12 protein-coding genes are annotated in these 12,206 nt (G+C 74.0%); 4 read left to right on the forward strand and 8 right to left on the reverse strand.

Annotated elements, in window-relative coordinates:
• Positions 1–48: 48 nt before the first annotated feature.
• On the reverse strand, positions 49–894 hold the full coding sequence (locus MQV74_RS14220; RefSeq protein ID WP_242717626.1) for an NAD(P)-dependent oxidoreductase: 846 nt from the start codon (positions 892–894) through the stop codon (positions 49–51).
• A gap of 49 nt (positions 895–943) precedes the next feature.
• On the opposite strand from MQV74_RS14220, the gene MQV74_RS14225 reads away from it, so the two are divergent.
• On the forward strand, positions 944–1,903 hold the full coding sequence (locus MQV74_RS14225) for a LysR family transcriptional regulator (protein ID WP_374120618.1): 960 nt from the start codon (positions 944–946) through the stop codon (positions 1,901–1,903).
• Here the strand turns inward: MQV74_RS14225 and MQV74_RS14230 are convergent.
• Positions 1,835–2,410, reverse strand: a complete 576-nt coding sequence (locus MQV74_RS14230; RefSeq protein WP_242717630.1) for a hypothetical protein — start codon at positions 2,408–2,410, stop codon at positions 1,835–1,837. The two genes, MQV74_RS14225 and MQV74_RS14230, sit on opposite strands and share 69 nt — an antisense overlap.
• Before the next feature lie 249 nt (positions 2,411–2,659).
• Here MQV74_RS14230 and MQV74_RS14235 point away from each other — a divergent pair, with 249 nt between their 5' ends.
• Positions 2,660–3,922, forward strand: coding sequence for a pyroglutamyl peptidase (locus MQV74_RS14235; RefSeq protein WP_441349354.1), 1,263 nt, complete (start codon positions 2,660–2,662; stop codon positions 3,920–3,922).
• A 73-nt stretch (positions 3,923–3,995) separates the two neighbouring features.
• Here MQV74_RS14235 and MQV74_RS14240 read toward each other — a convergent pair whose 3' ends face one another.
• Positions 3,996–4,802, reverse strand: a complete 807-nt coding sequence (locus MQV74_RS14240) for an EI24 domain-containing protein (RefSeq protein WP_242717632.1) — start codon at positions 4,800–4,802, stop codon at positions 3,996–3,998.
• A 113-nt stretch (positions 4,803–4,915) separates the two neighbouring features.
• On the opposite strand from MQV74_RS14240, the gene MQV74_RS14245 reads away from it, so the two are divergent.
• A complete protein-coding gene (locus MQV74_RS14245; RefSeq protein WP_242717634.1) occupies positions 4,916–7,477 on the forward strand; it encodes a M14 family zinc carboxypeptidase in 2,562 nt (853 codons plus the stop codon).
• Between the two features lie 119 nt (positions 7,478–7,596).
• Here MQV74_RS14245 and MQV74_RS14250 read toward each other — a convergent pair whose 3' ends face one another.
• On the reverse strand, positions 7,597–8,025 hold the full coding sequence (locus MQV74_RS14250; RefSeq protein ID WP_242717636.1) for an organic hydroperoxide resistance protein: 429 nt from the start codon (positions 8,023–8,025) through the stop codon (positions 7,597–7,599).
• 83 nt (positions 8,026–8,108) lie between these two features.
• A complete protein-coding gene (locus tag MQV74_RS14255) occupies positions 8,109–9,143 on the reverse strand; it encodes an NADP-dependent oxidoreductase (RefSeq protein WP_242717638.1) in 1,035 nt (344 codons plus the stop codon).
• A 146-nt stretch (positions 9,144–9,289) separates the two neighbouring features.
• Between MQV74_RS14255 and MQV74_RS14260 the strand changes: the two genes are divergently transcribed.
• The gene (locus MQV74_RS14260) at positions 9,290–9,733 is read left to right on the forward strand and encodes a MarR family winged helix-turn-helix transcriptional regulator (protein WP_242717640.1); all 444 of its coding nucleotides are present in this window, start codon (positions 9,290–9,292) and stop codon (positions 9,731–9,733) included.
• A 108-nt stretch (positions 9,734–9,841) separates the two neighbouring features.
• On the opposite strand, the gene MQV74_RS14265 is transcribed toward MQV74_RS14260, so the two are convergent.
• From MQV74_RS14265 to MQV74_RS14275, 3 genes are all read right to left on the reverse strand, one after another.
• Entirely contained in the window at positions 9,842–10,534 is a 693-nt protein-coding gene (locus MQV74_RS14265; protein ID WP_242717642.1) for an SCO2400 family protein, read from the reverse strand.
• A gap of 100 nt (positions 10,535–10,634) precedes the next feature.
• Positions 10,635–11,858, reverse strand: a complete 1,224-nt coding sequence (locus tag MQV74_RS14270) for a helix-turn-helix domain-containing protein (RefSeq protein WP_242717644.1) — start codon at positions 11,856–11,858, stop codon at positions 10,635–10,637.
• 49 nt (positions 11,859–11,907) lie between these two features.
• The gene (locus MQV74_RS14275) at positions 11,908–12,060 is read right to left on the reverse strand and encodes a hypothetical protein (protein WP_242729398.1); all 153 of its coding nucleotides are present in this window, start codon (positions 12,058–12,060) and stop codon (positions 11,908–11,910) included.
• Positions 12,061–12,206 lie beyond the last annotated feature (146 nt).

Raw genomic sequence — 12,206 nt, forward strand, 5'->3', positions numbered from 1 at the left:
TCAGTCGGTGCGGTCTTCAGTAGGTGCGGTCTTCAGTCGGCGCGGTCTTCAGTCGGTGCGGGTGGCGCGGTCCCGGATGCGGGACACGGTGTGGGAGATGTCCTGGTGGACGGTCTCGGGGTCGGCGGCAGCGGCCTCGAAGTGGGCGGCGACGGCCTCCGTGACGGGGAGGCGGGTGACCCGCGCGGCCAGCGCGGTGTCCTTCGCGGCGAGGTCCGCGCCGAAGTGCACGTCCTGGGCGAAGGCACGGTTCACGGCGCCGCCGAGGGGCCCGTGGGCGAGGGCGGTGCGCGCCGCGTCCCCGTCCAGGCCGAGCGCGTCGGCGAGGGCGAGGACCTCGGCGACCAGGGCGACACCGCCGAGCAGCGCGGTGTTGACGACGAGCTTGAGCGCGGCGCCGGACCCGGTGGGGCCGGTGCGGGTCACGGTCCCGAGCCGGGCGAGCACGTGCGCGACCCCGTCGGCGTCGCCGCCCGCGAGGATGCCGAGCTGCCCCGCCGCGGCCTTGTCCGTGCTGCCCGCGACGGGCGCGTCGACGAGCGTGACGCGGCCCGCGGCCCGCTCTCCCAGCTCCTTGACGACGTCCGTTCCGACGGTCGACATCTCCACCCAGTACGCGCCCTCGCGGAGGACGGGAAGGATCGCGTCGGCGACGGACCGCACGGCGTCGGGACCCGCGAGCATCGTGATCACGACGTCGGCGTCGCGCACGGCGTCGGCGGGCGAGGGCGCGAGGCGCGCGCCCTGGGCGACGAGCGGCTCCGCCTTCGCGGCGGTGCGGTTCCAGACGGTCAACGGGTGCCCGGCGGCGAGCAGGTGACGGGCCATGGGCGTGCCCATGTGGCCGAGGCCGAGGAAGGCGATGCGTTCAAGCTGCTGTGTGCGCTGTTCCATGGGGACGACGCTAGGGCCGGGCGTGTGATGCGACAAGCGAATGTCTAGCATGGCAGGCATGCAGACTACGCATGGCGGAGCGGACGGGCTCGGCCCGGGGGCCGCCGATCTCTCCACCTACTGGCTGCGGGCCTTCCTGGAGGTGGCCGGGGAGGGCTCGTTCACGGTGGCGGCGCGGCGGCTTTCCCTGACGCAGTCGGCCGTGTCCCGCCAGATCGCGTCCCTGGAGGCCGCGCTCGGCGGGGCCCCGCTCTTCGACCGGCTGCCGCGCGGCGTGCGGCTCACCGCGCACGGGCGGGCCGTGCTGCCGCACGCGCGGGCCGTCACCGGCCAACTGTCGCGGTTGCGGCAGGAGTTGACGGACCTGGAGGGCGCCGCGCGCGGCCTGCTGCGGTTCGGGGCGTTCGCGACGGCGGACGTGGCCCTGGTGCCGCGTGCCATCGCCGCGTTCCGGGCCCGGCACCCCGGGGTGACGCTCACGCGCGAGGAGGGCTTCACCGGGCCGCTGCTGACCCGCCTCACCGACGGCGAGCTCGACCTGGCCGTGGTGTCCACGACGGGCGGCCCGCTCCCCCAGGACGCGTACGAGCTGCACCACCTCCTGGACGAGCCGCTGTACGTGGCGCTGCCCGCCGCCCATCCCCTGGCGGGCGAGGCCGCCTTGGGGCTCGCGCGGCTCGCCGGGGAGGACTGGATCTCCGGCAGCGCGGAGCCCGCCGGGACGCTGCTCGACGCCGCCCTGCGGCACGGCTTCCGGCCGCGCGTCGCCCACGTCGTCGCCGAGTGGACCGCCAAGCAGGGGTACGTCGCCGCCGGGCTCGGCGTCACGCTGATCCCGGCGCTCGCGGCCCAGGGCGTACGGCAGGACGTCGCGCTCGTCCCCGTCCACGACGAGGGCACGCCCGCCCGCGCGGTGTACGCGGCGACGGCGCGGGGGCGCTCACGCGCGCCCAGCGTGGAGCCGTTCCTGGCCGCCCTGCGGGAGTCCGGGCGGCTGCTCACCGGCTGAGGGGCGTGCCGTGCGGCGGCGGTAGTAGTCCGCCGTCACCACCATGAGCAGCGGGGCCCAGAGCAGCAGCGGGGCGTAGCAGAGCACCAGGAACGCGTCCTGCCCGGGTGATCCCATGCCGCCGGGGCCGATGCCCGAGTCCATGCCGGTGCCCACGCTCCAGAAGGCGCAGGCCCAGATCACGGCGAGGGCCACGGAGCCGAGCGCGGCCGGGACCACGGCGGCGAGCGGGCGCACCGGGCGGCCGCCGAGCAGCGGCAGCCGGCGGGGCACGACCTCGCCCCACGGTCTGACGAGACCCAGCGTCAGCAGGGCCAGGCCCTCCGAGACGGCGCTGAGCGCGAGGATGTACAGCGATTCGCCGGGCCCCGGGCGGTAGTCGGACACGGGAAGGCCCAGGACGAGGGCGACGCGCCACAGGCTGGACGGCAGGACGACCCACGGCACCGCGTGCGCGGCGAGCGCGATCCGGCGGGGTACGCCGGGCAGGGAGGTGACTCTCAGCATGCGTTCCATGCTGGTGCGCGGCCCCGGCCGGGGCATCGGCTCCCGCGGTGGTCCGCCTCCGCCGCGCGGGGGAGGCGGACCGGGCCCGGGGGTGGACGTCCGCGGGCCGTGCGGCAGGTGCGGGCCGCGCGGGCCCCACCGGCCGCGCCGCCCGGCAAAGATCCCGTACCCGTAGCGCGCGGCTCCCCCGCCCCGCGATACTGCGGCCACCTCACCTGCAACGGAAGGACTCTCGTGGCTTCGTCTCACATAGTCGGGCTCCGGCTCGGGGCCCTCGGCGCCGCGCTGTTGCTCGGGGCCTCGGCCGCACCTGCCCTGGCCGGATCCCCGGCTCCGCGCGGGGCCGCGCCCACCGTCGAGGAGCAGCGCCTGGAGCGCGCGGTGCCCCAGGAGATCCTGCGCCGCAGCGGCTTCGACGCGGTGGCGCCCGCCTTCGCGCGGGCCCTGGACCGCGCGCACTCGTACGGGCAGGCCGAGCGGATCGTCGTGCGCCACGGGCAGGCGCTGTGGAAGCGCGCCGTGGACCGGGTGCAGGGGCGGGGGCCGCAGAGCGGTGACCTGAGCCGGGACGACGACCGGCCGCTGTACTGGGCGCGGCTCGGGATGACGCGGGAGCTGCGGGCGTGGGAGCCCGAGGGCCTCGGACTCGGCGCGGAGCAGCGCGCGCGGCTGCTGCGGAAGCTGGAGGTGTCGTCCCGGGGCCAGGACGCGGTGACGTATCCCCACGGGCACGGCAAGCGGATGAAGCGGGTGCTCCTGACCGGCTTCGACCCCTTCACGCTGGACCGGGACGTCCGGATCAGCAACCCGTCCGGCGCGACGGCGCTCGCCCTCGACGGCACGGTCGTACGGACGGCCGCGGGCCCCGTCCGGATCGAGACGGTCACGTTCCCGGTGCGCTGGACGGACTTCGCGGACGGCGCGGTGGAGCGGGCGCTGCGGCGGCAGCTGCCGCGCGTGGACCTGTTCACGACCGTCAGCCAGGGGCGGGTCGGCAAGTTCGACATCGAGCGGACCAACGGGGCGTGGCGCGGCGGCTTCGGCGACAACGAGAACCGGTCGAGCACCGGCACCGTGCCGGTCCCCGACCCCGCGTCGCAGCCGCAGTGGACCACGACGACGCTGCCGTACAAGGACATCGTCGCCGCCTCCACCGGGCGCTTCCCCGTCTACGACAACACGGCCGTCACCGAGATCCCCGCGGGCGGCAGCACGCCCGTGAACCGGCCCGACGGGCCGACGCCCGGGTCGGCCGCGCGCCAGGGCGGCGGCGGTGACTACCTGTCGAACGAGATCGCCTACCGGGTGACGCTGCTGCGCGACCGGCTCGGGCTGCACGACCGGCTGCCGGGCGGGCATGTGCACACGCCGGTGCTGCAGTTCGGGGCGGGCAACACCGACCCGGCGACCGGGGCGGTCACCGACCCCGAGTTCGTGCGCAACCGGCTCGACATCGTCAAGCAGACGCGGCAGATCGTGGTGGCGGCGGTGTCGGCCGGGGCTCGCCCCTAGGTGTCCCTCGCCGGACGCCCCAGGCCCGCCCCTTCCCGCTTCCTGGGGAAAGCCGGCGGCACGGCTTCGGGGCCTACGCCGTGGTGGGCGTGCGGGGCGGGTCGGAGGCGGCGGCCCCGTCGTCCCCGGCGGCGGCGTCATCGTCCTCGCCGAGGAGGTCGCGGGCCATCAGGGTCGCGCCCGCGACCGCGCCCGGCATCAGGAAGACGGCGACGAACGGGACCAGGAACGCCACCGCGAGGGGCGCGCCGAAGCCCCAGGCGAGGGTCTTGCGGGCGCGCAGCAGGGCGAGCCGCTCGCGGAGCTGGACGCCCCGGCGCTGGAGGGCGACCGCCGTCAGCTCCTCCGCCAGGAAGAAGCCGGTGACGAGGAAGCCGAGGACGGGGATCACCGTCTGGCCCACGACGGGGAGGAAGCCGAGGCCGAAGAGCAGGACGCTCCACAGCAGGGCCCGCACCACGATCCGCAGGCTGTCGCGCGCGGAGATCCACAGGTCGCGCCAGAGCGGCAGGCCCGACTCGGGGGCGAAGCCCGCCACGGAGACGTCGACCTGCTCCGACAGGGACTCGTAGAACGGCTCCCCGATGAGGAGGGTCACGGCCGTGAAGCTCACCACGGACAGGAGCAGGGCGAGGGCGAACAGCAGGGCGGTGAGGAAGCCGCGGAACGCGCCCTGCCACGGGTCGCCCCAGTCGTCGGCGAACGGCGTCGCCCAGGACACCAGGTCGGTGCCCCACAGTGCGAGCGCGACGAGCGCGGCCGCGTACAGCACGAGGGTGATGAGGCCCGGCAGCAGCCCCCAGCCGTACTGCTTGCGGTGCTGGGCGACCCAGCGCTGCCCCTGCACCAGATAGCCGAAGCCCTGACCTAGATCACGCATGCGGCACACCTTATCCGGTGGGTGAAAACCCTCTTGTTGCGGAGGAGTTCACCCTGTAGACCTCCCCTACCTGATCTCTCAGGGTCTCTCAGGATCTTCCAAGGGAGGTACGGATGGGGACATCCCGGCCATCCAGACCGGTTCTGCTCACCGCCTCGGCCGCCGCGGGCACGCTGCTGTTCACCGTGCTCACGCCGGGCGGCGCCAGCGCCGACCCCCGGCCCGCGCCGCGCCCCGTCGTCCGTGACGGGACGCCGCTCGACGCACCCGACAAGGCGGCGAAGACGCCCGAGGCCGCGGCCCGGCAGGCGCTGGAAGGCGCCGACGTGCCGCTGGGCACGGGCGCGGTCCGCGGCTATCCGCGCGAGCGCAGGCTTGCCCCGGAGCCGCCGGACCCGGCCGACAAGTCCATCAAGCTGGGCCTGACCCCGTACCACGCCATCGCGCCCGAGCTGAACGAGATCCAGCGGATCGGCGACCGGGTCAGCGTGGAGATCGCCGGGCGTTCGGCGGGCGGCCACGAGCTGTACCTGGTGACGGTGACCGCGCCCGAGTCGGCCCGCGAGGCGGCCCGGCAGGAGCGGATGCGCCGCCTCATCAGCGAGGCGCCCGCCGCGGCCGCCAAGGACAAGGCGATCAAGTCCGCGTACAAGACGCCCGTGTTCATCAACAACAACATCCACGGCAACGAGTGGGAGGGCACGGACGCCGCCCTCAAGCTCATCAGGAAGCTGGCCAAGGCGCGGGACGCCGGGACGCGGCGGCTCCTCGCCCGCAACCGCCTGTACTTCAACGTCACCATGAACCCCGACGGCCGGATCGCGGGCACCCGGCAGAACGCGGGCGGCTTCGACCTGAACCGCGACTTCATCACCGCGTCGCAGCCCGAGGCGCGCGCGGTGCGGCGCATCGCCGTCACCAAGCAGCCCGCCGTGATGATCGACCTGCACGGCTACGTCAACGGCACGCTGATCGAGCCGACCACGCCGCCGCACGGCGAGAACTACGAGTACGACCTGTTCCTGAAGAACAGCTACGCCAACGCCCTCGGCATGGAGAAGGCCGTCAACGGCCTCGGCTACACCGAGGCGAAGGACGGCGTGCGGCCCGCGATCATCCCGTTCCGGGACCAGAAGGAGGGCTGGGACGACTGGCCGCCCATCTTCACACCGCAGTACATGCCGTTCCACGGCGCGGTCGCGGCGCACACCATCGAGTTCCCGATGCAGGTCAACAACGAGGAGTACGACTCCCAGCCGGTCGCCGAGCTGCGCCGCCGCGCCGCCATCAACGTGGACATCGCGGGCGCGGCCATGAAGGCGAGCATCGGCTTCGCCGACCGCAGGGGACGGTCGCTGATCGCGGACCAGATCGAGGTGTTCCGGCGCGGCGCCGAGGGCGCGCAGCAGGTGCCGGTGTCGAAGGACACGGTGCCCGGGGTGCCCGGCATCGGCCCGGAGGACGTCTACACGACGACGTTCCCGCGCGCGTACGTGATTCCGGCGGGCGGCCGTGACCAGCGCTCGGCGGCGGCCGCGTCCCGGCTCGTGGACCACCTGCTCGCCAACGACGTGCGCGTGCGGCGCGCCACCGGGGACTTCCGGCTCGGCGGGCGCTCGTACGCGAAGGGCTCGTACGTCGTCGACATGCGTCAGCCCAAGCGGGGCCTGGCGAACGTGATCCTGGCCGACGGCCGTGACATCAGCGCCAAGGTGTCGGCCATGTACGACATCTCGGGCTGGAGCCTCGGGCGGCTGTGGGGCGCGTCCGTGCGGTCGGTGGGCCAGGGCGACCCGGCGCGGGTCCCGGCCCGGCGCGTGCACGCCGCCACCCGGGTCGCGCGGGTCGCGCCGCGCGGTGACCTGCGGCTGCGGCTCGACGACCCGCGCGAGGTCGCGGCCCTCAACTCGCTGCTCGGCGACGGGGTCGCGGTGCGCGACGCCGGGGACGGCGGCGCGATCGTGCCCGGGTCCGCGCGGCGGCTCGCTCGGGAGGCCGCCGCCGAGTACGACGTCGCCTTCCACGCGACCCGGGCCCGCGGCGGCGAGGTGCTGCGGCGCACGCGGGTCGCGGCCGCGGTGACGCCGGGCGAGCTGTTCGCGCTGCGGGAGATGGGCTTCGACGTGGTGCCCGTGTCGACGAACGCCCTCAACTCCGGTTTCGACTGGGGCAGGACGGACGTGCTCTTCGTGTCGGCGGGCCTGGACCACGAGAAGCTGAACGCCGGGGCGAAGGCCCGGCTCGACGCGTTCTTCGCGCGCGGGGGCCGTCTTGTGGGGCGCGGCGCGGAGGGTGCCGCGCTGAACTCCGCGGCCGGGCTGCTGCCCGTCACCGCCGTCGAGGGCAACGGCGACGCCAACGGCGTGGTGCGCGTGCGCGATGCCCGCGGGGCGGCCGGGTTCAGCTTCGTCTACGCCCCGGTGTGGTTCACGGGGCTCGGGGACGGGGTGCGGGTCGAGGAGTCGTACGGCTCGGGGAATCCGCTGGTGTCGGGGCACTGGCGTCCTGCGGACGGCGGGCGCGGTGGGCCCTCCGACGCGGCCGGCCAGGCCTCCGTGGTGAGTGGCTCCGCCCAGGGCACGGAGGTCACCCTCTTCGGTACGGAGCCCCTGTTCCGGGCGCACCCGAAGGGGGAGTACGCCCAGGTGGCGCGGGCGCTGTTCGCTGCGCGCTAGCCCTCGCGGGGCGCCCCAGGCCCGCCCCTTCCCGAACCTGGGGGCTCCGCCCCCAGACCCCCGCTCCTCAAACGCCGGAGGGGCTGTATACGGCCCCTCCGGCGTTTGAGGGCGGCAGGTCAGGCGAGCTTGATGTCGACCTTGATGTTGCCGCGCGTCGCGTTCGAGTAGGGGCACACCTGGTGGGCCTGCTCGATCAGGGCCTTGGCGGTGGCCTCGTCCACGTTCGGGATGGAGGTCACGAGCTCGACCTCCAGGCCGAAGCCGCCGGACTCGGTCTGGCCGATGCCGACCTTGGCCGTGACCGTGGAGCCGGAGATGTCGGCCTTCTCGCGGCGGGCGACGACGCCGAGCGCGCCCTGGAAGCAGGCGCTGTAACCGGCGGCGAAGAGCTGCTCGGGGTTGGTGCCCGCGCCGCTGCCGCCCAGCTCCTTCGGCGGGTTCACGACGACGTCGAGCTTGCCGTCGTCGGAGGCGACCCGCCCGTCGCGGCCGTTCTCCGCGGTGGCCACGGCGGTGTACTTGACGTCGATGTTCTGGATGGACATGGGTGTCGAATCCTCCTGGTGTGTGCCGTTCCGCGCGCCCGCCGGCCCGGCGATCTGGAATTACCTTACCGAGTGGCGGAAGTTCAGCCGTCGAGCGAGACGATCATCTTGCCGGTGTTCTCGCCGCGCAGCATGCCGAGGAAGGCGTCCACGCCGCTGTCGATGCCGTGCGCGAACGTCTCGGTGTACTTCAGATCGCCGGAGCGGACCCAGGCACCGACCTCGCGCACGAACTGCGGCTGGAGGTTCTCGTGGTCGCCCACGAGCATGCCCTGGAGCCGCAGGCGCTTGCCGATGATCATGGCCATGTTGCGCGGGCCGGGGGTCGGCTCGGTGTCGTTGTAGCCCGCGATCATGCCGCAGATGGTGGCGCGACCGCCCACGTTCATGCGGCTGATGGCGGCTTCCAGGTGCTCGCCGCCGACGTTGTCGAAGTAGACGTCGACGCCGTCGGGGGCCACCTCCTTGAGCTGGTCGACGACCGGCTTCTCGTCCTTGTAGTTGAAGGCCGCATGGAAGCCGTACTCCTCGACCAGGAGCTTGACCTTGTCGTCCGAGCCCGCCGAGCCGACGACGCGCGCGGCGCCCTTGAGCCGGGCGATCTGGCCGACCTGGCTGCCGACCGCGCCCGCGGCGCCGGAGACGAAGACGGTGTCGCCCTCCTTGAAGGAGGCCACTTCGAGCAGACCCGCGTACGCCGTCAGGCCCGTCATGCCGAGCACGCCCAGGTATGCCGAGAGCGGGGCCGCGTCCGGGTCCACCTTGGTCGCGTGCCGCGCGGGCACCGAGGCGTACTCCCGCCAGCCCGAGAAGTGCAGTACGTGGTCGCCCACCGCGAAGCCGTCCGCGTTCGAGGCCACGACCACGCCGACGGCGCCGCCGTCCATGGGCTGGTCGAGCTGGAACGGCGGGATGTACGACTTCACGTCGTTCATCCGGCCGCGCATGTACGGATCCACGGAGAAGTGCAGGTTCCGGACCAGGACGCGGCCTTCCGCCGGGGCCTCGACGGGGACCTCCCGCAGCGCGAAGTCCTCCGGGACCGGCCAGCCGTGCGGGCGCCGCACGAGGTGCCAGGCGCGGCCGGTGGCCGGGAGCTGCTCGGGGGTGACGGACATGGGGGCGTCCTCCTCAGACTTCCTCGGACGTCAGGCCCCGTGCGCCGTCGGGGGTGCGAGGGCTGCGGGGCCTAATGCTTCAGGTTCTGAAATAAGCATGCGCTTCGATATTTTAGATTGTCAAGTAAATGGGTACGCTGTGAGACATGGTCACCAAGGACTCCCCCGCCCCCCGGATCGACCCGCTGACGCTCGAGGTCGTCGAGCTGATCGGCACGGTCGTGGCGCGCTATCACGAGGAGTACGAGGTGGCGGCGGGCAAGCACGCCCTGACCGGGGCGCAGGCCCGCGTCCTCGGGCTGCTCTCCCTGGAGCCGATGCCGATGCGGCGCATCGCCCAGAAGCTGAAGTGCGAGCCGTCGAACGTGACCGGAATCGTCGACCGCCTGGAGGCCCGGGGCCTCGTCGAGCGGCGCCCCGACCCGGCCGACCGCCGCGTGAAGCTGGCGGCGCCGACGGCGGAGGGGGTGCGGACCGCGCGGAGTCTGCGCGAGTCCCTCGACTTCGCGCGCGAGCCGTTGGCCCAGCTCTCCCGGGACGAGCGCGAGTCCCTTCGCGGGTTGCTGCGCAGGATGCTGGGCGAGGGCTAGCGCCCTCGCCTTCTCCCTTGTTCCTTTGCGTCCGCAGGCCGCTTGTGGCTTGTGGCTTGTGGCTTGTCGCGCAGTTCCCCGCGCCCCTTTCGGGGCGCCCCCGGCCGCCTAGGTGCACCACCACAGGAAGCGGTCGCACGATTCCGTCGGGGTCGGGGTCGGGCGTGGCTTGTTCGTCGGAGTCCTGGACGTCGTGGGCTTGGGGGCCGGGGCCGTGGTGGGGGTGTTCGAGGTGGGCTCGGGGCGGGGGTCGGAGGCGGACGGGCCGCGCGCCGACGAGGACGACTCGTCCGGGGCGGTCTCCTTCCGTGCCACCTCCACCGCCCCCTCCCGTTCCTTCTCCTGCGGGGTGCCCGTGGTCGCGTCCTGCGACGGGGACGCCGAGGACGAAACCGGTTCGGCGGAGGTGTCCGCATCGGCCGCGTCCGCCGTGCCGTCGGGGCGTTCGGCGGTGTCGTGGCGCGGCTCGTCCTCGGCCGAGGACGCCTGCCGCGGGCGTTCGGAGCGCGACTCCGTGCCGAGTTCGGCGAAGCTCAGGCCGCCCGCGGCCAGGGCCAGGCCCGCGGTGGCCAGCAGGACGCGGCGGCGACGGCGGCGGTGCTGGGCCGCGCGGCGGGTACGTCCTCCGGGGCGCTCCGGCTCCCGGGGCTGCTCCTCGTGCGCGCCGTCGGCCTCGTGCGGCTCGTACGTGTCGTACGGCTCGTACGCGCGGCACGCCTCGGCCGGGGTTCCGCAGCCGGGGCAGGCGAAGGCGCCGTTGAGGTGCCGGTGGCACGCGTGGCAGTAATCCGTGGGGCCCATGAGGCATGGAGGCTAGGTGCCGCGCGGGGCGGGAGGAAGCCGAAGCTGTGAAGGTTGTGTGCGGAACTGAACCGTCCGGGAGCGGTGTGCGCCCGGTGGGTCAGGGGCGCCCCAGTTCGCCCCGCAGCCGCCGGGCCCGCAGGACCAGCTCCAGCTCGAAGCGGCGGTCCGGGTCGTCGATCTCGTCGCCCCACAGCTCCCGGATCTGCCGCAGGCGGTAGCGCACGGTTTGCGGGTGCACACCAAGGCGGGCGGCGACCTCGGGGGCGCCGCCGCGGGTCTCCAGCCAGGCGAGCAGCGTCTGCGCGAGGCGGCGGCCGTGAGCGGGCCCGCAGTGTTCCAGGGGGGCGAGACAGCGCCGGGTGAGGTCCTCGATGAGCTCCTCGGGCTGGAGCAGGACCAGGGCCTCCGTGTGCTCGGTGCAGTGCAGCACCTCGCCCGCGGGCAGCAGTCCGCGCTGCATCAGGCCGACCGCCGCCTGCGCCCAGCGCAGCGACTTCGCGGCGTCGGCGAGCGGCACGGGCGGGCCGATGGCGCCGGACCAGCCGGTCATGGCGCGGCGGAGGAGTTCGGGGCGGCCCGCGGCCTCCGGGTCGGGCACGACCATGCGGGGCTGCTCGGCCTCCATGTCGAGCAGCACGCCCTCGCCGACGGCCGGGGCGACCGCCTCGCGCGCCGGGCGCAGCAGCACGCCGACGGCGACGCGCTCGGGCAGTGGCCAGCCGACCCGCGCGGCCCGCTCGTCGAGGCCGCCCTCGGCACCGAGCACGGAGTTCGGCTGCGGCTCGGGGCGGCGCTCGGCGAGCAGGAACTCCATCAGCTTGCGTTGCAGCCGCAGCCGCTCCCCGGCCTGGCGGGCCGCGGCCTCGGCGTAGCCGCGCACCGACTGGTCGACCAGGCCGTCCAGGTACTCGAAGCCGGACTCGGCGAGTTCGTACATGGCCGGGGGCGGTATCTCGGTCTGCTGGCCGATCTCGGCGAGGCGGCGCCAGGCGAGCCGGACGCCGAGGCGGTAGATCGCCTGGAGCGAGTCGAGGCTGCGGCCCTCCAGGCCCTCGCCGCGGCCGAACTCCTGGAAGACCTCGGGGTGGTAGCGCGGCCGGTCGGCGGCGGCGAGCTGCTGGACGAAGCCTTCGAGGGCGCGCCTGATGCCGACGAGCGCCATGGGCTCGCCGGAGTCGTCGAGGACGACGGGCAGGCCCGGATACTCGGCGCGGATCTCCCGCAGGATGTCCTGGGCGAGCACGGGCACCTCTTCGAGGGCCAGCGCGGCGAAGCGTCTGACCTGGAGGGGCGGCACGTCGCGCCAGGCAGAGCGAGTCATGGTCGGGCGCTCGCTCTCGGAGACGTCGGGGGCGGCGGACATGGCCGGATCACTGGTCCCGCTGGTCGCGGTCGGGTGATTCGTAGTGCACGAGCGGACGGTTGGGCTGGTCGGGCGTGGCGTTCAGGAGCGCGACGACGCCGAAGCCGGCGCCCACGGCGAGGGCCGCGGCGACGGCTACGGTCAGTGCCGCGGCGAGCATTCTGTGCATACGAGGGTCAGCCTCTCTGCTGGAGGTCGTACCCCACCCTGATCACGAACTGTCCGGTTACACAGAGTCGATAACCGGCCCGTTGCCGACCCCGCCCGGCAGGTGCCCAGTGTCGACAACCATTGACACTGCGTCAA

The sequence above is a fragment of the Streptomyces sp. AN091965 genome, assembly GCF_022698285.1.
Taxonomy (GTDB): domain Bacteria; phylum Actinomycetota; class Actinomycetes; order Streptomycetales; family Streptomycetaceae; genus Streptomyces.